A 23,204-nucleotide genomic window follows, 5' to 3' on the forward strand; every position below is an offset into this window, starting at 1 on the left:
AGGCACAAAAAAAGGCGCTCTTTGGAGCGCCTTTTCATTCATTTAATGGATTTATACCAGTTTAGATAAAATCTCGTTAAATGTTGTGCTTGGGCGCATTGCTTTAAAAGCTGCATCGTCATTTGGCTGGAAGTATCCGCCAATGTCCATTGCTGGACCCTGTGCATCGTTTAGCTCGCTAACAATTTGCTCTTTGTTAGTTTCAAGGTCGCTAGCAATTTGCGTAAACTGCGCTTTAAGCTCGCTGTCATCATTTTGCTTAGCAAGTTCTTGTGCCCAGAATAAAGATAAGAAGAAATGAGAACCACGGTTATCAATCTCTTTTACTTTACGTGAAGGCGACTTGTTTTCAGCTAAGAATGTGCCGGTAGCTTTATCAAGTGTATCTGCAAGTACTTGTGCTTTTTTGTTACCTGTTGTTGTGCTTAGGTGCTCAAGTGACGCAGCAAGTGCTAAGAATTCACCTAAAGAATCCCAACGTAAGTGGTTTTCTTTTTCGAATTGTTGAACGTGCTTAGGTGCAGAGCCACCCGCACCAGTTTCAAATAAACCACCGCCATTCATTAGTGGCACAATTGAAAGCATTTTAGCACTGGTACCCAATTCTAAAATTGGGAATAAATCTGTTAAGTAATCACGTAACACGTTACCTGTTACAGAAATTGTGTCTTTACCTTCTTTGATGCGTGCTAGTGAGAACAAGGTTGCATCCATTGGCGATAAAATTTGAATATCTAGGCCAGCAGTGTCGTGATCTGGCAGGTATTTATTTACTTTTTTGATTAGCTCAGCATCGTGTGCACGTTCTGCATCTAACCAGAAAATAGCCGGATTACCTGTTGCGCGAGCGCGGTTTACTGCAAGTTTAACCCAATCTTGAATAGGTGCATCTTTAACCTGACACATGCGCCAGATATCGCCTTTCTCAACACTGTGCTCAAGTAATGTATTACCGTTTGTGTCTACAACACGGATAGTACCGTCAGCTTTTGCTTCAAATGTTTTATCGTGTGAGCCGTACTCTTCTGCTTTTTGAGCCATAAGGCCAACGTTTGGTACGCTACCCATAGTCGTAGGATCAAATGCACCGTGCTCTTTACAAAAATCAATCGTTGCTTGGTAAACGCCAGAGTAACAACGATCTGGAATTACAAAGCTTGTGTCTTGTAATTTATCGTCTTTATTCCACATTTGACCGCTTGAACGAATTGCAGCAGGCATAGAGGCATCGATGATCACATCACTTGGTACGTGTAAGTTTGTAATACCGCGATGAGAATCAACCATTGCGATAGCAGGGCGGTCAGCGTAAACAGCTTGAATGTCAGCTTCAATTTCTTCGCGCTTAGCGTCATCTAAAGTTTGAATTTTAGAGTACACATCGCCTAAACCGTTATTTACATCAACACCTAGCTCTTCAAAAAGTGCACCGTGTTTTGCAAAAACGTCTTTGTAAAATACTTTTACAGCGTGACCAAAGATGATCGGATCAGATACTTTCATCATGGTCGCTTTCATATGAAGCGAAAATAACACGCCTTTTTCTTTAGCTGCATTAATTTCAGCTTCAAGGAATGCTTGTAATTTTGCAGCACTAATACGTGATGCATCAATAACTTCACCAGCAAGTAGCGGTGTGCTTTGCTTAAGTACAGTGATATCGCCATTAGCCGCTACGTGTTCAATACGAACATCCGTTGCTTCATCAACAGTTAGTGACTGCTCTGAACCAAAGAAGTCACCTTCTTCCATGCTTGCAACATAAGACTGTGAATCTTTGCTCCATGCACCCATAGAATGTGGGTTATTACGTGCATATTCTTTTACTGAACTTGGTGCGCGACGGTCAGAGTTACCTTCACGAAGTACAGGGTTTACTGCACTGCCTTTAATTTTGTCATAGGCGGCTTGAATCGCTTTTTCTTCATCGTTTTTAGGTTCTACAGGGTATTCTGGAAGTGCATAACCTTTTTCTTGAAGCTCTTTAATTACAGCGCGAAGTTGTGGAACTGAGGCACTGATGTTCGGTAATTTAATGATATTAGCTTCTGGTGTTTTCGCCATTTCGCCAAGTTCTGCAAGTGCATCACCAATGCGTTGTTCTTCTGTTAGGTAATCCGGGAAGCTCGCAATAACACGACCAGCGAGTGAGATGTCGCGTGTTTCAACTTCAACACCTGCCGCATTTGTGTACGCTTGGATAATTGGTAACAACGAATACGTTGCTAATGCCGGAGCTTCGTCCGTTTTTGTATAGATAATTTTTGATGTCATCATCATTCCTAGATAGTAGGCCGCATTGGCCAAATTCAACAATGCAAAGAAATCATCGCCTAATACCTTATAAATAAAGTATTAATGTATGCAATGAGTAGTCTGTTAGGTGTTGGTACTCGTATAACCTAAACAAGGTAAGAATAATCACACCTGACGGACTAGTGTCTTTTATAACTAAAATTTATGTAAATCTAAACTAGCCATTAGGCTAAAGTAATTACGTTTTACAGGATAAAGAGTGTAACAAGCTTGGCTAAAAAGGGCTAGGATTACGCGCCAAACGCCAGCAGTTAAACATCTAATAGTGAAATTATTGGGGTAGATAAAATAAAATCAAGGAGTGGGGTTGAATTAACGAACAATGAAGCAATTAATATGGAAGTGGTTAGGGGTTTTAGGGAATTAAGCGAGGATCTAAATAGGTCTCTCGCTTTAGTCTCATATTTACAATCACTCTAAAATATCGCCGTTAGGGGCTATATTAGTAGCGTGTAGACCTTTAGGGCCTTGTTGTAATTCGAAGGTAACATCTTGACCAGCTTTAAGCGTCTTGTATCCGTCCATTACAATAGTGGAGTAATGAGCAAAAATGTCGTTCTCGCAACCGTCTTCTACGATGAAACCAAAACCTTTGGCGTTGTTGAACCATTTGACTTTACCACAAGCCATACTTCTACATCCTTCTATAAGTTGACTAATTTAGTTATCCTAAACTGTATTGTTTGCTAGACTGACTAAGGTTTAATCAATCACCATTTGACTGTAGTTTATTTAAGCAACCAGTCAAGTGTTTTGGGTTATTTTTTAACATTTTATTTATTTTTTTATTCAAGTTTGCTTGAGTTACAAAGACAAGACTATATTTAATTATGAGTGGTATGAAAGATTCTGGTGTTATCGACACCGTTCGCGATAGTGAAAAGCAAAAGTTGCAGCCACCGCGAAAATATAAAGTTGTGTTAAACAACGATGATTACACGCCGATGGATTTTGTAATTGAGATCTTGATGACGTTTTTTAATATGGATAGCGATAGAGCAACTGATGTGATGCTGCAAATACATCAGCAAGGTAAGGGCATTTGTGGTGTTTACAGCGCAGATGTAGCACATACCAAGGCTGAGCAAGTTAACCGCTACTCAAGGGATAACGAGCATCCACTGCTATGTAGTTGTGAGCAGGAATAAATACCACAAAGGTGAACTTTCATCTTTGAAGTGCGGTATAAAATTATTATCTCTGTAAGGGGTTGCCAATGCTAAATAAAGACTTAGAACTAACTTTGAACACCGCGTTTCGTGAAGCGCGTACACGTCGTCATGAGTTTATGACCGTAGAGCATCTTTTATTAGCTCTACTCGATAATCCATCAGCTGGAGAAGCGCTTAATGCGTGTGGTGTTGACATTTCTGGATTAAAAACAGAGTTACTTGAATTTATTGATGAAACCACACCGGTTATTCCTGATTTAGAAGAAGAACGCGAAACTCAACCAACGCTTGGTTTTCAGCGTGTATTACAGCGCGCAGTATTTCATGTGCAATCTTCGGGAAAAAATGAAGTGACTGGTGTAAATGTGCTGGTGGCTATTTTTTCTGAGCAAGAAAGCCAAGCAGTTTATTTACTTAAAAAGAATGATATTTCTCGCCTTGATATTGTTAATTTTATTTCTCATGGGATTGCCAAAGGTGACGACGAATTAGGCGATGACACTGACGATATACATGAAGAAGTGCAAGAAGTTGCCAGTGAAGAAGCGAGTAAGCTCGACAGCTTCACCACTAATCTCAACATACAAGCCAAAGAGGGCAACATTGACCCGCTTGTTGGTCGCGACAGCGAAGTAGAACGCACTGTACAGGTGTTGTGTCGTCGTAAAAAGAACAACCCATTACTGGTTGGTGAAGCCGGCGTTGGTAAAACAGCTATTGCTGAGGGTTTAGCGTATCGAATTGTTAACGAGCAAGTGCCTGAAGTTATTGCTGATGCGGTTGTTTACTCATTAGATATGGGCGCTTTGCTTGCAGGTACTAAATACCGAGGCGATTTTGAGAAGCGCTTTAAAAGCTTATTAAAAGAGCTGCAAGCTAAACCAGGCTCTATTTTATTTATAGATGAAATTCATACCATTATCGGTGCAGGTGCTGCATCGGGTGGGGTAATGGATGCCTCAAACTTAATTAAACCGCTACTTTCTAGTGGTCAATTGCGTTGTATGGGTTCTACCACCTATGGTGAGTACAAAAACATTTTTGAGAAAGACCGTGCCTTGGTACGTCGCTTTCAAAAAATTGATGTGCTTGAGCCCAGTGTGGAAGACACCACTAAAATTCTTAACGGCTTAAAAGAGCGTTATGAAGCACACCATGGTATTCGTTACACGCAAAAAGCGTTGAAGGCGGCAGCCGAGCTTAGCGCTAAGTACATTAACGAACGTCATCTGCCTGATAAAGCGATTGATGTTATTGATGAAGCGGGTGCAAGCCAACGCTTGTTACCTACCTCTAAACGTAAAAAAACGATTGGTGTTTCTGATATCGAGCTGATTGTGTCAAAAATGGCGCGTATCCCGCCACAAAATGTATCATCGTCTGATAAAGAAACGCTGAAAAACTTAGACCGTAACTTAAAAATGTTAGTGTTTGGGCAAGATCAGTCTATTGATGCATTAACTTCTGCCATTCGTTTGTCGCGTTCAGGTTTAGCGAATGAGAACAAACCCGTAGGCTCATTCTTATTTGCAGGCCCAACGGGGGTAGGTAAAACTGAGGTTACCAAGCAATTAGCTAAATGTATGGGCGTTGAGTTTATTCGTTTTGATATGTCTGAATATGTTGAGCGCCATGCGGTGAGCCGTTTAATTGGTGCGCCTCCGGGTTATGTTGGTTTTGAACAAGGCGGCTTACTAACAGAAGCGGTCATTAAAAATCCACACGCTGTTGTACTTTTGGATGAGATTGAAAAAGCCCATCCAGATATCTACAACATTTTATTGCAAGTTATGGATCACGGTACGCTAACTGATAATAATGGCCGTAAAGCCGACTTTAGAAACGTCGTGGTGGTGATGACCACTAATGCCGGCGTTCAAGAAACCACACGTAAGTCGATTGGCTTTAGTGAGCAAGACCATACGCACGATGCAATGGGTGAAATTAATAAAGTATTTTCACCAGAATTTAGAAACCGCTTAGATAACATTATTTGGTTTAATCACCTTAATAAAGAAGTTATTTTACAAGTGGTTGATAAGTTTGTTGTGGAGCTTCAAGCGCAACTAGACAAGAAATCAGTTAATCTTGAGCTGACGTCTAAAGCACGTGAATGGTTGGCTGACAAAGGCTATGACAAAGCAATGGGCGCACGCCCTATGGCACGTGTTATTCAGGAAGACCTTAAAAAGCAATTAGCAAACGAAATACTGTTTGGCGAGCTAATCTCTGGCGGTACAGTAAAAGTATCGGTTAAAGATAAAAAGCTGCGTTTTGATTACGAAAGTGATTTAACCCCAGCCTAATGGTCGTTATACAAAAGCCTGCTTTGCGCAGGCTTTTTTATTTGCCAAAGAAATAGACAACAAAAAACCCAGCAAAGGCTGGGTTTTTTGTTTATTAAATGTAATTACTGGCTACTACCATTAATTACATTTAATAAACGCTTAAAGCTAGTTTTCACTAGCCAAAAACTAAATCTCGTTTACGCACTTACTTAGCGAGCACGGAATACGATACGACCTTTCGATAAATCGTAAGGAGTCATTTCTACCGTTACTTTATCGCCGGTTAAAATACGGATATAGTTTTTGCGCATTTTACCTGAAATATGAGCCACAACTACGTGACCATTTTCTAGCTCAACTCGGAACATTGTATTTGGTAAAGTATCAAGGACTGTCCCTTGCATTTCGATTACGTCTTCTTTCGCCATGTTTAGCGTAACACCTCTTTAATAGTTAAACGCTGCAGATTTTGCCCAAAATACGCCAATAAGTAAAGGCGCAGGGGCTATTTTTGTAAATTAAATAGCCAGCCACTGGTCATTGCACTGTTTTTGAGCAGGTAAAAACTGCGTTTTATAGTTCATTTTGTCGCATTCATCTATTTGGTAGCCTAAATAAACAAATTGTTTTTGTTGTAGTTTAGCAAATTTGAGTTGCTGTAATATCATTACAGTGCCTAAACTAAAGTGCTCATAGTCAGGGTCAAAAAATGTATAAATTGCCGAAATAGCGTTGTCCATACAATCAGTTACAGCAACAGCCACTAAGTTATCTTGATCCCAAAGCTCTATAAAAGTAATGGTTAACCAACTACAAAACAAAAAGCTTTGAAATTGTAATTTATCAGGTGGATACATAGAACCGTCTTGGTGACGCAAGCTAATGTATTTACTGTAAAGTGGATAGTATTGTTCGCGTTCAACTTGAGAATATTTTACCTCAAAGCGGTTTTTTGCTTTGTTAAGTTTACGTTTTTGCGATTTTGTCGGCATAAACTCATCAGCTAAAACGCGCACAGAACTACACGCGCTGCAAATAGGGCAGTGCGGACGGTAAATTTGGTTACCACTGCGACGAAAGCCCAATCCTAATAATGACTCAAACTTATTGCTGCTGTAACAACTTGGATCGAGTATGACCAACAGTTGCTCTTGGCGGTTAGGCAAATAACTGCATTCAAATGGTTGGCTTAGGCCAATACGAGCGGGAAGTTGTTCATTCATAAATCGCTAATAGCTCCTGTGGTTGCCACATGCTGTCAGGTGGGGTGTAACATTGTGCTTTATTAAGTTTAGTTAAAAATTCTTCACGTGGAATAACGCTGGCACCTAACGACATTAAATAAGGATTTTCTAATTGGCAATCAATAAAATGAGCATTATGGCGTTTAAGCCAATTAACTAGCGCCCACATAGCCAGTTTGGAGCAATTTGTTTGATGATGAAACATTGATTCACCACAAAAAACACCGGTTTGCATAATCCCATATAAGCCACCTGCAAGCTCTCCCTCGCGCCAAACCTCTAAACTATGAGCAAGGCCATGGTGATGGGCATTAATGTACGCCTGTTGCATTTGTGGGGTGATCCAGGTGCCATCGGTATCAATACGTTGATCGCGACATGCTTCTATCACTTCTTCAAAGGCATGGTTTATGGTTACGGTGACCGGATGCTTTTTTAAATGTTTTCGTAGGCTTTTACTAACATGAAAGTCATTGAGCTCAACAATACCGCGCTCACTAGGCGACCACCACATAATTGGCTCGTGCTCACTAAACCACGGAAAAATACCTTGGCTGTAGGCATTTTTTAATCGCGCTACCGATAAGCATCCACCAATGGCAAGTAAACCATCGGGATCATCTAATGCATGGTTGGGATCAGGAAAAGCAAAGTGGCTTTGAGCGAGTTGATAGAGTTGTTTAGTCATAACACCGATTGAATAACTGCATGGTCAAGGTAAAGTGTAACCTGTTGCTTTAAAATCACAAACCACAAATTATTTTGTTGTCCATAGGGTTGAGCTGGGCTTACATTCCTGTTAGGTAAATTTTAGACATAAAAAAAGCGCGTTAAAAAACGCGCTTAATTAAATGGTAAACTAATCGAATTAGCTAACCACTTTTACAGGTACTGCTTGTCCAGCGTTAAACTTAGTTGTCATTGCTTCTTCAACAGGTGTAAACGAGGTAAGGTCAATACCTTCAACCGCAGACTTATACTCTTCGATAGTCGGGAAACGACCAAGTACAGTAGAAAGTACTACAACCGGCGTAGAACCTAGTAGTGACTCACCTTTTTTCTCAGATGTATCGGCTACTACACGGCCTTGGAACAGACGAGTTGATGTTGCGATAACAGTGTCACCAGGTTCTGCTTTTTCTTGGTTACCCATACATAAGTTACAACCAGGGCGTTCTAGGTATAGGATATTTTCATACTTAGTACGTGCCGCTGTTTTTGGTTTTTCATCGTCAAATTCAAAACCAGCGTATTTAGCAAGAATATCCCAGTCGCCTTCCGCTTTAAGCTCATCAACAATGTTGTATGTTGGTGGCGCAACAACTAATGGTGCTTTGAATGAGATAGAACCGTTTTTCTTTTCTAGGTTACGCAGCATGTGAGCAATAATTTTCATATCGCCTTTGTGAACCATACATGAACCAACGAAACCTAAATCAACAGGTTTGTCGTTGTAAAAAGAAACAGGGCGGATCACATCGTGAGTATAACGCTTAGAAACATCATCGTTGTTCACGTCTGGATCGGCAATCATTGGCTCAACGATTTGGTCCAAATCAACCACAACTTCTGCGTGGTATTTAGCGTTGTCGTCTGGAGAAAGTGCTGGCTCTTCACCAGATTGAATACCTGCAATACGTTTGTCAGCTAAGTCGATTAGACCTTGTAGCGTTTGCGCTTCGTTATCCATACCTTTGTTGATCATGATTTGGATACGTGATTTAGCAAGTTCAATTGACTTAATTAGCGTTTCATCATTTGAAATACAGATTGACGCTTTCGCTTTCATTTCTGCAGTCCAGTCAGTGAAAGTAAACGCTTGGTCAGCCATTAGGGTACCAATATGCACTTCAATGATACGACCTTGGAATACGTTTTCGCCACCAAATTGCTTAAGCATTTGCGCTTGCGTTGCATGTACAACGTCGCGGAAATCCATGTGCTTAGCCATTTTGCCTTTAAACGTCACTTTAACTGAATCAGGAATCGGCATCGCTGATTCACCGGTTGCAAGTGCAACAGCAACAGTACCTGAATCGGCACCAAAGGCAACGCCTTTAGACATACGAGTATGCGAGTCACCACCGATGATGATAGCGCGATCATCAATTGTAATGTCGTTCAATACTTTGTGAATAACGTCAGTCATTGCATGGTAAACGCCTTTCGGGTCACGTGCAGTGATCAAACCAAACTTATTCATAAACGCCATTAGTTTAGGAATGTTAGCTTGTGCTTTGCTATCCCATACTGATGCAGTGTGACAACCAGACTGACAAGCACCATCAACAAGTGGTGAAATCGTTGAAGCCGCCATCGCTTCTAATTCTTGTGCTGTCATTGGACCGGTTGTATCTTGCGAACCAACGATGTTCACTTTAACGCGAACGTTTGAGCCTGCATGAAGTGGTGTATCAGATAGAACACCTACCGCATTACGGTTAAAGATTTTTTCAACCGCTGTTAAGCCTTGGCCTTCATGTGAAATTTCTTTTGAAGGTGCATACACAAGAGGAGTTTCAATGCCGAGCGTTTCAGCAGCAAACGTTTGTAGTTTCTTACCAAATACTACAGCGTATGAACCACCAGCTTTCATGAATTCAACTTTTTGCGGTGTGAACGCTGATGATACATCAACCAGTTCTTTATCACCGTTATAAAGCTTTTTCTCTTTTGTATTGATTGTTAATACAGTACCTGTGGCAACTGAATAAGCTTCTTCAAGCACTGCATCGCCATTTTCATCAGTTACAGTATTGCCGTCTGCATCTACTTTCTTAACCCAGTTTTTAAGATCAAGACCAATACCGCCGGTTACATCAACCGTCGTTAAGAAGATTGGTGCGATACCATTAGTACCTGCAACAACAGGTGCAATGTTGATGAAAGGAACGTATGGACTTGCTTGTTTACCTGCCCAAAGTGCAACGTTATTTACACCAGACATACGAGATGAACCAACGCCCATTGTGCCTTTTTCAGCAATAAGCATTACTTTAGCATTAGGGTGTTTCTTTTGAAGTTCAACGATTTCTTGTTGTGCTTCTTCAGTGATCATACACTTACCGTGTAATTCACGGTCAGCACGTGAGTGTGCTTGGTTACCTGGAGACAGTAAATCAGTTGAGATGTCGCCTTCACCAGCAATGTAAGTTACTACTTCGATTTTTTCTTCGATGTCAGGTAGTTTTGTAAAGAATTCAGCTTTTGAGAAACTCTCTAGTAATTCTTTAGCAATTGCATTGCCTGCTTCGTAGGCCGCTTTAATACGCTCCATATCAGCATCGTATAAGAACACCTGAGTTTTAAGTACTTCAGCCGCTTGTGCTGCGATTGCTGCGTCATCACCAAATGCTAAATCAATTAGCATTTCAATTGACGGGCCGCCTTTCATGTGTGAAAGCAGTTCAAATGCAAATTCTGGAGTGATCTCTGCAACGTGCTCTTCACCTAAAATGATTTCTTTTAGAAACTGTGCTTTAACGCCCGCAGCACTAGTTGTTCCAGGTAAAGTATTATAAATAAAGAAATGCAGTGAATCTTTACGGTGCTCGTTATTAGTATCTTTAATTTGATTAATTATTTCTGATACTAGTTCAGCGCTATCGATTGGTTGTGGGCTTAATCCAAGCTCCGTTTTACGGGTTTGGATTTCTTCCATATATTTTGTATACAAACTCATAGAAAACTCTCGGTAATTTACTTGATATGAAGTTAAGCATTTTAACTGATTTTACAGTCTCTAGTAATGCCTAAATGAATAAAGCTTTTATTCCTGACGATAATTATAGCTAGTTTTACTTATATAATTTGACGGTATTCGTTGCTCACCCTTAGATCCTATCGTACCTAAGCCATTAATTGTATAAATACGATTGATTTTCAGTATAAATTTTGTGAATGTTTATACGGCTGCAATGAGTACTTTTCGGTGTTGGATGAGCCTTTATAATTTTTGGCCACAAAAAAAGGGCTGAAAATTCAGCCCTTACTATATGTTATGAAAACTTATAGGTTATCTAAAAAGCGTTCTGCATCAAGTGCAGCCATACAGCCAGTACCCGCAGAAGTGATTGCTTGACGGTAGATATGATCAGACACATCACCGGCAGCAAATACGCCTGGCACACTAGTTTGTGTTGCATTACCGTTAAGACCAGACTCAACTACTAAGTAGCCGTCTTTCATTTCTAGCTGACCTTCAAACATATCGGTGTTTGGCTTATGGCCAATGGCAATAAACACACCCGCTAAATCAAGTTCTTCAGTAGCATCTGATGCTACATCTTTAATGCGAACGCCGGTAACACCCATTTGGTCACCAAGCACTTCATCGAGTGTACGGTTGTAGTGCATGACAACATTACCGTTCGCAGCTTTTTCAGCAAGTCGGTCAGCAAGAATTTTTTCACTACGGAAACTATCACGACGGTGAATAACATGAACTTCATCAGCAATGTTAGACAGGTATAACGCTTCTTCAACCGCTGTATTACCACCACCAACAACCGCTACTTTTTGACCTTTATAGAAAAAGCCGTCACAGGTTGCACAAGCTGAAACGCCACGACCTTGGAAATTAGTCTCAGACTCTAAGCCTAAATATTTAGCAGAGGCACCTGTTGCAATGATTAAAGCATCACAGGTGTAAGTACCTTGGTCACCGGTTAGTGTGAAAGGGCGCTTAGATACGTCAACTTTATTGATGTGGTCGAACACAATTTCAGTTTCAAAGCGTTCTGCATGCTCTTTCATACGATCCATTAATGCAGGACCAGTTAAACCGTGTGCATCGCCAGGCCAGTTTTCAACTTCAGTGGTGGTTGTTAGCTGGCCACCTTGTTGAATACCTGTAATTAAAACAGGGTTTAAATTAGCACGTGCAGCGTAAACTGCAGCTGTATAGCCTGCAGGGCCCGAACCTAAAATAAGTAACTTACAATGTTTTGCTTCAGTCATGATCTTTTCCTAAACGTTTAATACGGTTTTAATGCGCCCGATTCTAAGAAAAACAAGCAGGAAGTAAATAAAAGATGAGATTATTTTTTTTCGCAAATTCCGAAGCTGTTCATTAATGTGTACTAGCAAATGACTTACAAGCAGTGCTCGACTAATAAATAGACTGTTAGCCAATAAAACGACGTTAATTCATGACCAGCCTGATTTTTTTTGTTATCTTTTAACTAATTTTGATTTGTCACTGCTTAATTATGTGACCTAAGTGAATAGGCAACTATGTTATTTTGGCAAGAGAAACCCGCATTTGGGTTGACTTCAAAAGACGTTAACGTCTTAACCAATGCGCAAGAATACCGTACGCAATTGTTAGATTTAATTGCCAACGCAAAAAAACGAATTTATATCACCACACTTTACTTACAAGATGATGAAGCGGGTCGTGAAATATTAGCTGCACTGCACAGTGCTTCGTTAGCTAATCCTGCGCTTGAGATAAAAGTATTGGTGGATTTTCATCGTGCGCAACGCGGTTTAATTGGAGCTGAAAAGTCAGAGGGCAATGCAAGCTTATATTGCGACGATTTAGAAAAATTTAATTCAAACGTTCAAGTGTATGGTGTCCCCGTAAAGGCAAAAGAACTGTTTGGGGTGTTGCATTTAAAAGGCTTTGTTATTGACGACACACTGCTCTACAGCGGTGCCAGTTTAAATAATGTGTATTTGCAATATAGCGACCGATACCGGCTCGATCGCTACTTTTTAGTATCGCAAAGCGAATTATGTGACTCAGTAGTCGATTTTATCGAATCAACTTTATTAAGCTCTGAAGCGGTACCAAGAATTGATCAACGACCGCTTAAACGTATGGCTGACTTTAAGCTTGAACAAAAGCAACTTATGCGTGAGCTTAAATCGGCAAGCTATAAAAATGCGCAAGAGTTTAATACCCATGCAATGGGTATTCGTTTATTTTTAGGGTTAGGCCGTCGTAATAACGAGCTCAATCGCTTAATTAAAGCGTTATTTGATACCACCGAGCAAGAGTTGGTGTTATACACGCCGTATTTTAATTTTCCAGCGCCTTTAATGCGCTCTTTACGTCGCTTATTAAAGCAAGGTAAGCAGGTGACTATTGTGGTGGGCGATAAAACCGCAAACGATTTTTACCTGCCACCTAGCGAGCCATTTAGTAAAATTGGTGCACTGCCTTATTTATACGAAACTATTTTGCACAAGTTTGTAAAATCGCAAAAACGCCACATAGATAATGGCAACCTAAACGTATACCTTTGGAAACACGAGAGTAACTCGTTCCATCTAAAAGGGATTTGCTGCGACCGCAAAGTACATTTACTCAGTGGGCATAACTTAAATCCGCGTGCGTGGGGGCTCGATATCGAAAATGGCATTCTAATAGAAGATCCTGAACAAACGATAATGCGCGACATCGATAATGAACGCCAAGAAATTTTAAAGCATTGTCGTCGTTTAACCGGCCCTGATGATTTAGAAACCATGGACGATTACCCGCAGCCGGTGAAAAAACTGCTTGGTCAAGCTAAGCGCGTAAAAGTCGATTTTATTATTAAACGATTTATATAATACGAGGGTCTGTTGACCACAGACCCTAAAATTTAGATACAAAAAAAGCAGCTAATTAGCTGCTTTTTTAATGCTTATACCTAAATAATGACTTAGGTATAAGCGGTAACTATTATTGTTACGCGTTTTCTACTGCAGTACGTGGGTCAACATATTCCATGTTGAACGCTTCAGCTACTTCTTTGTATGTTACTTGGCCTTTAATTACGTTTAAGCCTTTTAAGAAGTGAGCGTCATCTAGTAGTGCTTTTTTGTAACCTTTGTTTGCAAGGTTAATGATGAACGGTAATGTTGCATTATTAAGTGCAAACGTAGATGTACGTGGAACAGCACCAGGCATGTTAGCAACACAGTAGTGAACAACTTCATCAACGATGAAAGTAGGATCAGCGTGCGTAGTTGCTTTAGAGGTTGCAATACAACCACCTTGGTCAATCGCAACATCAACAATAGCAGCACCTGGCTTCATTGCTTTAATGTGTTCAGCAGTCACTAGTTTAGGTGCAGCAGCACCTGGGATAAGCACGCCACCAATTACTAGGTCAGCTTCTAGTACGTGCTTTTCAAGCGCGTCAGCTGTTGAGTAAATAGCTTTAACTTTGTTACCAAACTGTGCGTCTAGTGCACGTAGTACGTCGATGTTACGGTCAAGTACAACAACCTCAGCACCTAAGCCAACCGCCATTTGTGCAGCGCTACGACCAACCATGCCGCCACCAATAACAACAACTTTAGCTGGCTCAACACCTGGTACACCACCTAGTAACATACCACGACCGTGGTTTGCTTTTTCTAGCGCTTGTGCACCTGCTTGAATAGACATACGACCCGCTACTTCACTCATTGGTGCCAATAGTGGTAAACCGCCGCGTGCGTCAGTCACTGTTTCATAAGCAATACAGATTGCTTTACTTTTAACAAGGTCTTCAGTTTGTGGAAGATCCGGTGCAAGGTGAAGGTAAGTGAAAAGAATTTGGTCTTCACGTAACATTGCACGTTCAACAGCTTGTGGCTCTTTTACCTTGATGATCATTTCTGCTTTTGCAAAAACGTCAGCAGCTGTTTCTAAAATTTCAGCACCTGCTTGAACATAATCATCATCTGTAAAACCAATGCCCATACCAGCGTTAGTTTCAACAATCACTTGGTGACCGTGATTTACAAGTTCGCGAACACTCGCAGGAACCATACCTACACGGTACTCATGGTTTTTAATTTCTTTAGGTACACCAATAATCATAATTTTGCCTTGTTAGAACGGGATAAAAATTTTTCACTATTATATTCATGCTAGGGTAGTGTGTCTCACCTTTTTTTAAGGTCTTTGTAGTGTTAGTATCTGTTAAATCGATTTTATTAGAATAAAAAACTAAAAAGCTATGCATAACTTATTAGACCGTATTGATCGCAAGATTTTAGTCGAATTACAACTCGATGGCCGCCTGTCAAATGTTGAACTGGCCCGACGAGTTGGCCTAAGCGCCACGCCCTGTCTAGAGCGAGTGAAAAAGCTAGAGCGCGAAGGATATATTTTAGGCTACAAAGCCGTGGTTGATCCTGCCAAGCTTGGCCAAGGGCTTTCTGTGTATGTGGAAGTAACCATTACCAAAACATCGCCCGACGTATTTGAAGAGTTCAGTGCCGCTGTTAGAAAGCACGAAGAAATTATAGAATGTCATTTGGTTTCGGGTAATTTCGACTTTTTATTAAAAACCCGGGTTAACGATATGTCAGAATACCGAGGCGTGCTCGGTGATATATTATTAAAGCTGCCTAATGTGAGTGAAAGCCGCACCTATGTAGTCATGGAAGAAGTAAAAGGTGAAGAGGGCGTGGTTATCCGTCCTTTTGTTGCTTAATGATAGAGTAACAGCCTTTAATATACTTTTATTGTTGCAGCCAACTTTGCTTTTTTAATAAGTGTACGACTAAATAATAAAAACTTGTTCATAATCAGGCCATCATGGTTAAGATAAAGTGCATCAAAATACATTTCCTGCTAAGGTATTCTATTGCCAAGTGAGTGTAAAAAATAATAATGAGGGATAGGTAATTATGCGCCTAAACGGTGTACAAAGACTATTAGAAACGGGGCTCATCGTCAGCACCTTTGCAGCGGTATTTATTTTATGTGCTTTAATTAGTTTTCATCCTGCCGATCCTGCTTGGTCGCAAACGGGTGAATTTACCAACGTACAAAATATTACGGGTACAGCGGGCGCGTGGGTGGCCGACATACTATTACTTACCTTTGGCTGGCTTGCCTATTTTGTGCCAGCGGCTATTCAGCTGCTAGGTTACTTGGTGTTTAAGCAGCCACACCGTATTTTACAACTCGATTACACCACACTTGGATTACGCATTATTGGTTTTGCGCTGTTTATTACCTCAGCCACCGCTATTAGCAGTATTAATTTTGATGATATTTATAATTTTTCATCCGGTGGGGTAGTGGGTGATGTGATTGCATCCGCCATGATGCCAGCGTTTAATTTTACCGGTACCTCTATTTTACTACTGTGTTTCTTTTTTGCAGGGTTAACCCTATTAACAGGTGTGTCGTGGGTACAATTTGTTGATTACTTAGGTGATTTAATTGTTAGGTTATACCGCTTTTTGGTGACCTATGCCCGGGGCTGGATCCAACGTGAACGCATTGCAGGTAAAGTACAAGACGAGCAACCTGATGCTTATTTTGAAGACGATACACGCCAACAAGAACCTGAGCTTGCTAATAAAGTAGCAGACAAACCAAAAGCAATTGATAAACCAGCAACTAAGGTTAATGCCCCTCAAGACGACGAATTTATGCCGTTTGACGAGCTTGACCAAATACTCGATCAAGAAATTAGTTTCAGCGCCATAGACGATGAACCGATGGACACCGAGGCAGCACTTAATGCGCTGGATCAAAGCCCTGTGGTTGAATCTGAAAAACCAGCAACAACCGTGGTTTCACCAGCAAGGCCAATTAACAAGCCAAAATCAGGGTTTCAACCGCCGCCAACTGCAAAAGAGAAGTTTGAACAATTATTAGAGCAAGAGCCACCTCCGGGGCCATTGCCGTCACTGGATTTACTCGACAGACCCGACAAAGCTAAAAACCCAATTTCGCAAGAAGAGCTTGATAGTGTATCGCGCCTTGTAGAAACAAAATTACTCGATTTTAACGTACAAGCAACCGTAGTTGGAGTATATCCAGGGCCTGTTGTTACTCGTTTTGAGCTTGATTTAGCACCGGGTATTAAGGTGTCTAAAATTACAGGGCTGTCAAAAGATTTAGCGCGTTCACTTTCGGCAATTAGTGTGCGCGTGGTTGAAGTTATTCCTGGTAAAACCTATATCGGTATTGAGTTGCCTAATAAATACCGTGAAATTGTACGTTTATCAGAAGTCATAAACGCGCCTAAGTTTGAGCAAAATCCCTCGCCATTAACCATGGTGCTAGGTAAAGATATTGCAGGGCAACCTGTGTGTGCCGACCTAGGTAAAATGCCACACTTACTGGTAGCTGGTACAACCGGTTCAGGTAAGTCAGTGGGCGTTAATGTAATGATATTAAGCTTACTGTATAAATCGGGCCCTGAAGATGTACGTATGATCATGATTGACCCGAAAATGCTTGAGCTTTCAGTTTACGAAGGCATTCCGCATTTATTGTGTGAAGTTGTAACTGACATGAAAGAAGCCGCTAACGCACTGCGCTGGTGTGTAGGTGAAATGGAACGCCGTTATAAGCTGATGTCGGCTTTAGGTGTACGTAACTTAAAAGGTTACAACCAAAAAGTAATGGAAGCCAAAGAAGCGGGCTACCCAATTATGGATCCATTATTTAAAGACACCGACGGCATGAAAGATGGCCCCGATGAGCTAGATAAATTACCTAGCATAGTGGTGGTTATTGACGAATTTGCCGACATGATGATGATTGTAGGTAAAAAAGTTGAAGAGTTAATTGCCCGTATAGCGCAAAAAGCGCGTGCTGCGGGTATTCATTTAATTTTGGCAACGCAGCGTCCGTCGGTTGATGTAATAACCGGTTTAATTAAAGCGAATATACCTACACGTATGGCGTTTCAGGTATCAAGTAAAATAGACTCGCGCACCATACTGGATCAACAAGGCGCAGAAAATTTATTAGGCATGGGTGACATGCTTTATTTACCGCCAGGTACCAGTGTGCCAGAGCGTGTGCATGGCGCGTTTGTAGACGACCATGAAGTACATGCTGTAGTAAACGATTGGAAAGCCCGTGCTAAACCAAATTACATAGACGAGATTTTAAATGGCGATGCCACGGAAGATATTCTATTACCAGGGGAAGCCAGTGAAAATGGCGATGAAGAGTCAGATCCGTTATACGACGAAGCGGTCGCCTTTGTAATAGAAACCGGTAAAGTGTCGGTATCATCAGTGCAACGTAAATTACGTGTAGGCTATAACCGTGCTGCACGATTAGTAGAACAAATGGAAACATCAGGTATCGTGAGTGCACCAGGACACAACGGCGCGCGCGATGTATTAGTACCTAATGGAGCAAATTAATGAAAAAATTAAGTAGTTTATTATTGGTATTGGGCAGTTTAGTGGCGATGCCAAGCTTTGCTGACGACAGCCAAGCATTACAAGATAAGTTATCGACCTTAAAAAGTTTTAAAGCACAATTTAAACAAAACGTAACCGACGGTGAAGGCCAACTGGTAATGCAAGGTCAAGGCAATATTACGTTGCAACAGCCATTAATGATCCGCTGGCAGCAAACTAACCCAGACGACACTTTATTTGTATCAAACGGCGATAAAACCTATTACTTTGATAGCTTTGCTGAGCAAGTAACCATTATGAAAACCAGCGGTTTAATTGACTCAACGCCGTTTATATTGCTCACCTCTAAAGACCCTGCGCAATGGGAAAAATACAGTGTGATCGCTACTGACTTAGGCTTTAGCATTACCCCAAATAAAGGTGTAGAAAGCCAAGTAGAGCAGCTTGATATTACTTTTGCTGATAACGAGCAAGGGCTTGCAAAACTGGTAGTTAAAGATAACTCAGGCCAGCTATCTGCGTTTACATTTAGCAATGCACAGGTTAATACTGAGCTTGATAAAACAACTTTTGAATTTACCCCGCCAGCGGGTGTAGAAATAGACGATCAGAGTAACGGTGAGTAATTTAGGATTTAACTTTGGGCCCGATGTGCGCCCACTCGCTGCGCGTATGCGCCCTTTATCGCTTAACGATTACATAGGGCAGCAACATTTACTCAGCGCTGATAAACCTCTTCATCAAGCGATAGTAGCAGGGCGCTGCCATAGTTTAATTTTATGGGGCCCGCCAGGGGTAGGTAAAACTACGCTGGCACAAATTATTGCCAACCATGCAGACGCTGAACTAATTCAAATGTCGGCAGTAACCGCTGGCGTTAAAGATATTCGCGATAGCGTAACCCAAGCGCGCGATAACTTACAAAGCCGTGGTCAGCGCACTTTGATGTTTGTTGACGAGGTACACCGCTTTAATAAATCTCAGCAAGACGCGTTTTTACCGCATATTGAAGATGGCACTTTTATATTTGTTGGTGCCACCACCGAAAACCCCTCATTTGCGCTTAATAATGCGATTTTATCTCGCGCAAGGGTGTATGTATTAAAATCCTTGCAAGAAAGCGATTTATACACAGTAATAGAGCGCGCACTCAAACAAGACGAACAACTTAGCCAAAAGCAAATCGTGATTGCAGATAACGCCAAACAAGCGCTGTGCCAAGCAAGCGGTGGCGATGCTCGTAAAGTGCTTAATTTACTCGAGCAAGCAGTCGATTTAACTACTGAGCAAAACGGCAAGTACAACATAGACGAACAGGTACTTAGCCAAGTACTCCCCACCCATTTAGCCAAATACGATAAAGGCGGCGATGAATTTTACGATTTAATTTCGGCGTTTCATAAATCAGTACGGGGTAGTTCGCCAGATGGTGCGCTTTACTGGTACTGCCGTATTTTAGCCGGTGGCGGCGACCCGCTTTATGTTGCAAGGCGCTTATTAGCAATTGCTACAGAAGACATCGGCAACGCCGATCCACGAGCGATGGAAGTGGCTTTAAACGCATGGGATATTTTTCAGCGTGTTGGCCCAAGCGAAGGTGAGCGCGCCATTGCACAGGCCACTTTGTACTTGGCTAGTGCACCTAAAAGTAATGCGGTTTATATGGCGTTTAATCAAGCCAAACAAGACGCTAAAAACGAGCCAAGCTACCCGGTACCAGAGCATTTACGTAATGCCCCCACCAATTTAATGAAAGACTTAGGCTATGGCGCAGAGTATCGTTACGCGCATAACGAAGAAGGCGCATTTGCTGCTGGCGAAAAATACCTACCGCCAGAAATGGATGGCAAACAATACTACCAGCCAAGTGATCGTGGACTTGAGCAAAAAATTAAACAAAAGCTCGATTATTTAAAAGAGCGCGACGCACAAAGCCCAATAAAACGTTATGAGCATGATTAAACTTTACATGATGATAGCCCTTGGCGGAGCGTCAGGAGCCTGTTTACGGTTTTTTATTAGCGAAACCATGCTAAAACTCCTCGGTAGGGGATTCCCTTTTGGCACGTTGACGGTTAATATTCTGGGTTCATTGTTGATGGGCATTTTATACGGTTTAATAGATAAACAAGTTATTGCCGTCAGTCCTGCTAAAACCCTCATCGGAATTGGCTTTTTAGGTGCGTTAACCACCTTTTCAACATTCTCAATGGATTCGTTGTTGTTATTACAACAAGGTCACTTTATTAAAATGGCCCTCAATATCATCTTAAACGTGATGGTGTGTATTTTTATGGCTTGGCTGGGCCTTCAGCTAGTAATGCAAAAAGGTTAAAAAACTAACATGTTAGATTCTAAATATTTACGTCAAGATGTCGAACAAACTGCAGCACGTTTAGCCGCACGTGGTTATGAGCTAGATGTAGCGGTAGTGACTGAACTTGAAGAAAAACGCAAAACATTACAAGTAAAAACGCAAGAACTTCAAAGTCAACGTAACGCCAGTGCTAAAGCCATTGGTCAGGCAAAAGCAAAAGGCGAAGACGCACAACCATTGCTAGACGCAGTTGCTAACTTAGGCAGCGAGTTAGACGCGGCTAAAGCTGAGCAAGACGAAGTGTTAGAAGCAATTAAACAAATTGCCTTAGCAATTCCAAATTTACCGGATGAGTCGGTACCAGAAGGCGCTGACGAAGACGACAACGTAGAAATTTTAACTTGGGGTACACCAAAAAAGTACGATTTTGAAGTTAAAGACCACGTTGATGTAGGGCAAGACCTAAACGGCCTAGATTTTGAAATGGGCGTTAAAATTAGTGGCGCACGTTTTACCGTAATGCGCGGCCAAGTAGCGCGTATGCACCGTGCACTTACCCAATACATGCTAGATACCCACACAGATAAAAACGGCTACACAGAAATGTATGTACCGTACTTAGTGAATAGCGCAAGCCTATACGGCACAAGTCAATTACCAAAGTTTGCAGGCGATTTATTCCACACATTAGGCCTAGTAAACGATGATGGCGAGCAACAACCGGGCTTTAGCTTAATCCCTACAGCAGAAGTACCTCTTACAAACAGCGCGCGTGATGAAATTTACGAAGAAAGCGATTTACCTATTCGCTTAACGGCGCACACCCCGTGTTTTAGAAGTGAAGCAGGCAGCTACGGTCGCGATACACGCGGTTTAATCCGCCAGCACCAGTTTGATAAAGTAGAGCTAGTACAACTTGTAAAACCAGAAGATTCAATGCAAGCACTGGAAGAGCTAACAGGCCATGCTGAGCAAATTTTACAAGCGCTTGAACTGCCGTACCGTAAAGTGATTTTATGTATGGGCGACATGGGCTTTGGCGCAGCAAAAACATACGATTTAGAAGTATGGTTACCGGCGCAAGACACCTATCGAGAAATTTCATCATGTTCAAACATGGTCGATTTCCAAGCACGCCGTATGCAAGCACGTTTTCGTCGTGAAGGCGCTAAAAAACCAGAGCTTTTACACACACTAAACGGCTCAGGTTTAGCAGTTGGCCGTACGCTTGTAGCAATACTAGAAAACTACCAACAAGCCGACGGTTCAGTAGTCGTACCAGAAGTATTACGCCCATACATGGGTGGACTTGAAGTGATTGGTAAAGCGTAACGTTTTAGCTGTCATTTTTTAGCTATAAGCTTTAAGAAAGAAAGCCGCTGTTTTAACGAACAGCGGCTTTTTTTGTTTCTTGATAAAAGAAAAGGTAAATGGGAAAAGGTTAAAGGCGAAAGTAAAAGTCTAAGTTACGCTATTTATCAGTAAAAATAATAAACCTGCCTCTATTGTTTATTTGCACAACACTTTTTTCTAATATTACTGATCTCTACCATTTTGGTGTTTCTCTACATTCCGTAAATTTAGGTGAGAGGTAACTAATTGTTTACATGTGCTTATTCGCTGGTTACATTAGATTAATTGTAATATTTGGACATTTTTCGGTTTATGAAGCGACAAATGTCGTAGATAAAGTTGTTAAGTGGACTAATCAACATCGAGTAACTCATAAAGAATGAATGAAGTAAACACTGAAGCAAAAAGAATCGAATTGAGTAGTAGAAAGGAAATAGTCTTATTTTGTCTATATAGCTTCATCTCTATAACAATTGCATTCGCACCCGATTACTCTTTAAGAATCCCACTACAAGAGCCCTTGGCAGCACTTGGTTGGTTTGGGATAATTGCATTCTCAGTTATGGCGGTTTATAAACTTTTTAATATTAGCTTTAAAAATCTATTTCAGTACATTGGTCAAAAAATTAATGAGTATTCTTCCATTGACAAGAACAGTAAGAATGCTCAAAGGTTAGCAATGTCAGGAATGCTAATGATGTTGCTTGCAGTGTTTATAAAAACTTCTGCCTTAGCACAACCACTTTTGATATCAGCAATTATTTTAATGATTTGGTCAATACTTGTATTTTTTGAAGAGTCTAGATTAATTCAATCTTTCGTATCATACTCTTCGACTAAAAAAATAATTGGTTTGCTGTCAGCAATATTAATTTTTTGGGCAAGTTATAGTTCTCTTGCTCAAGTGAATGCAATATTTGGGGTAGATCCAGCTCTTTTCCCTTATTCTACAGCGGTCGGAATATTTATTAATATTGCAAAGGTCTTGGCTCTTACTTCTATTCCAGTGCTCATAATTTCATTTCTATTCTGCTTACTTAACTTGTTTACTTCAAACCACAAGTTCTGGAACGATTCAAGATTAGCTATAATGTTTTGCTCGCTAATAACCAGCCTTATCACAGCTTTTCTTTTACCAGGTCTATGGAGTAATCAGTTTCAGAATGACAAACTTTTACAGGCCGCAGAAGCAATGGATATGAATGGTAACCATTTATGTCATAATGATGCCCTCACAGAAAATGGTAAAAAAATACCAGTAATATTTATGGGTCCAAATTCATATATTGTTCTTGCAAAGAAAGGCAATAAATTTGATATATTCGAGTGCAATCCACTTAACAAGTAAATCCAGTTGACGCCTACGGCGGACCTGATTTAGGCGTTATGTAGATCAATATATTTCGAT

At 41.0% G+C, this 23,204-nt stretch carries 18 protein-coding genes; 10 read left to right on the top strand and 8 right to left on the bottom strand.

The window, feature by feature from the left end; all coding sequences use genetic code 11:
- Nucleotides 1–51: 51 nt before the first annotated feature.
- Together AAGD16_RS06580 and cspD are read right to left on the bottom strand one after the other, a co-directional pair.
- Nucleotides 52–2,274: an NADP-dependent isocitrate dehydrogenase gene (locus AAGD16_RS06580; RefSeq protein WP_013464750.1), complete on the bottom strand. Its 2,223-nt coding sequence runs from the start codon at nucleotides 2,272–2,274 to the stop codon at nucleotides 52–54.
- Between the two features lie 453 nt (nucleotides 2,275–2,727).
- Nucleotides 2,728–2,946: a cold shock domain-containing protein CspD gene (gene cspD / locus AAGD16_RS06585; protein WP_013464751.1), complete on the bottom strand. Its 219-nt coding sequence runs from the start codon at nucleotides 2,944–2,946 to the stop codon at nucleotides 2,728–2,730.
- 209 nt (nucleotides 2,947–3,155) lie between these two features.
- Between cspD and clpS the strand changes: the two genes are divergently transcribed.
- Both clpS and clpA read left to right on the top strand, forming a co-directional pair.
- Nucleotides 3,156–3,464 carry an ATP-dependent Clp protease adapter ClpS gene (gene clpS, locus AAGD16_RS06590; RefSeq protein WP_008110102.1) on the top strand — a complete coding sequence of 103 codons (309 nt, stop codon included), beginning with the start codon at nucleotides 3,156–3,158 and terminating at the stop codon, nucleotides 3,462–3,464.
- Between the two features lie 68 nt (nucleotides 3,465–3,532).
- Nucleotides 3,533–5,794, top strand: a complete 2,262-nt coding sequence (gene clpA, locus AAGD16_RS06595) for an ATP-dependent Clp protease ATP-binding subunit ClpA (protein WP_377114440.1) — start codon at nucleotides 3,533–3,535, stop codon at nucleotides 5,792–5,794.
- Between the two features lie 191 nt (nucleotides 5,795–5,985).
- Here the strand turns inward: clpA and infA are convergent, their stop codons facing one another.
- The 5 genes from infA to trxB all read right to left on the bottom strand — a co-directional run bounded on the left by infA (nucleotide 5,986) and on the right by trxB (nucleotide 11,979).
- Nucleotides 5,986–6,204, bottom strand: coding sequence for a translation initiation factor IF-1 (gene infA / locus AAGD16_RS06600; RefSeq protein WP_002962494.1), 219 nt, complete (start codon nucleotides 6,202–6,204; stop codon nucleotides 5,986–5,988).
- Between the two features lie 90 nt (nucleotides 6,205–6,294).
- On the bottom strand, nucleotides 6,295–6,999 hold the full coding sequence (locus tag AAGD16_RS06605; protein ID WP_377114443.1) for an arginyltransferase: 705 nt from the start codon (nucleotides 6,997–6,999) through the stop codon (nucleotides 6,295–6,297).
- Complete coding sequence (gene aat / locus AAGD16_RS06610) at nucleotides 6,992–7,708, bottom strand: leucyl/phenylalanyl-tRNA--protein transferase (RefSeq protein ID WP_377114446.1); 717 nt, start codon at nucleotides 7,706–7,708, stop codon at nucleotides 6,992–6,994. Before aat ends, AAGD16_RS06605 begins: the two co-directional genes overlap by 8 nt.
- 180 nt (nucleotides 7,709–7,888) lie before the next feature.
- Nucleotides 7,889–10,702 carry a bifunctional aconitate hydratase 2/2-methylisocitrate dehydratase gene (locus tag AAGD16_RS06615; protein ID WP_377114449.1) on the bottom strand — a complete coding sequence of 938 codons (2,814 nt, stop codon included), beginning with the start codon at nucleotides 10,700–10,702 and terminating at the stop codon, nucleotides 7,889–7,891.
- A gap of 326 nt (nucleotides 10,703–11,028) precedes the next feature.
- A complete protein-coding gene (gene trxB / locus AAGD16_RS06620; RefSeq protein ID WP_008110078.1) occupies nucleotides 11,029–11,979 on the bottom strand; it encodes a thioredoxin-disulfide reductase in 951 nt (316 codons plus the stop codon).
- Between the two features lie 276 nt (nucleotides 11,980–12,255).
- On the opposite strand from trxB, the gene pssA reads away from it, so the two are divergent.
- Nucleotides 12,256–13,581, top strand: a complete 1,326-nt coding sequence (gene pssA / locus AAGD16_RS06625) for a CDP-diacylglycerol--serine O-phosphatidyltransferase (RefSeq protein ID WP_013464757.1) — start codon at nucleotides 12,256–12,258, stop codon at nucleotides 13,579–13,581.
- Between the two features lie 118 nt (nucleotides 13,582–13,699).
- On the opposite strand, the gene ald is transcribed toward pssA, so the two are convergent.
- Complete coding sequence (gene ald / locus AAGD16_RS06630; RefSeq protein ID WP_013464758.1) at nucleotides 13,700–14,821, bottom strand: alanine dehydrogenase; 1,122 nt, start codon at nucleotides 14,819–14,821, stop codon at nucleotides 13,700–13,702.
- A gap of 139 nt (nucleotides 14,822–14,960) precedes the next feature.
- Here ald and lrp point away from each other — a divergent pair, with 139 nt between their 5' ends.
- The 7 genes from lrp to AAGD16_RS06665 all read left to right on the top strand — a co-directional run bounded on the left by lrp (nucleotide 14,961) and on the right by AAGD16_RS06665 (nucleotide 23,144).
- Nucleotides 14,961–15,440: a leucine-responsive transcriptional regulator Lrp gene (gene lrp, locus AAGD16_RS06635; RefSeq protein WP_008110073.1), complete on the top strand. Its 480-nt coding sequence runs from the start codon at nucleotides 14,961–14,963 to the stop codon at nucleotides 15,438–15,440.
- Between the two features lie 196 nt (nucleotides 15,441–15,636).
- Nucleotides 15,637–18,126 (top strand): DNA translocase FtsK 4TM domain-containing protein, encoded by a 2,490-nt coding sequence (locus tag AAGD16_RS06640; protein WP_377114454.1) that lies wholly within the window; start codon nucleotides 15,637–15,639, stop codon nucleotides 18,124–18,126.
- Nucleotides 18,126–18,752, top strand: coding sequence for an outer membrane lipoprotein chaperone LolA (gene lolA, locus AAGD16_RS06645; RefSeq protein WP_377114457.1), 627 nt, complete (start codon nucleotides 18,126–18,128; stop codon nucleotides 18,750–18,752). The genes AAGD16_RS06640 and lolA overlap by 1 nt, the downstream gene beginning before the upstream one ends.
- Complete coding sequence (locus AAGD16_RS06650) at nucleotides 18,745–20,088, top strand: replication-associated recombination protein A (protein ID WP_377114460.1); 1,344 nt, start codon at nucleotides 18,745–18,747, stop codon at nucleotides 20,086–20,088. The genes lolA and AAGD16_RS06650 overlap by 8 nt, the downstream gene beginning before the upstream one ends.
- Nucleotides 20,081–20,461 carry a fluoride efflux transporter CrcB gene (gene crcB, locus AAGD16_RS06655; protein ID WP_010389726.1) on the top strand — a complete coding sequence of 127 codons (381 nt, stop codon included), beginning with the start codon at nucleotides 20,081–20,083 and terminating at the stop codon, nucleotides 20,459–20,461. Before AAGD16_RS06650 ends, crcB begins: the two co-directional genes overlap by 8 nt.
- A gap of 9 nt (nucleotides 20,462–20,470) precedes the next feature.
- Nucleotides 20,471–21,775 carry a serine--tRNA ligase gene (gene serS, locus AAGD16_RS06660; protein WP_016899885.1) on the top strand — a complete coding sequence of 435 codons (1,305 nt, stop codon included), beginning with the start codon at nucleotides 20,471–20,473 and terminating at the stop codon, nucleotides 21,773–21,775.
- A 400-nt stretch (nucleotides 21,776–22,175) separates the two neighbouring features.
- Entirely contained in the window at nucleotides 22,176–23,144 is a 969-nt protein-coding gene (locus AAGD16_RS06665) for a hypothetical protein (RefSeq protein ID WP_377114464.1), read from the top strand.
- Nucleotides 23,145–23,204: the final 60 nt, after the last annotated feature.

It is taken from the genome of Pseudoalteromonas sp. M58 (assembly GCF_042604605.1).
Taxonomy (GTDB): Bacteria; Pseudomonadota; Gammaproteobacteria; order Enterobacterales; family Alteromonadaceae; genus Pseudoalteromonas; species Pseudoalteromonas tetraodonis.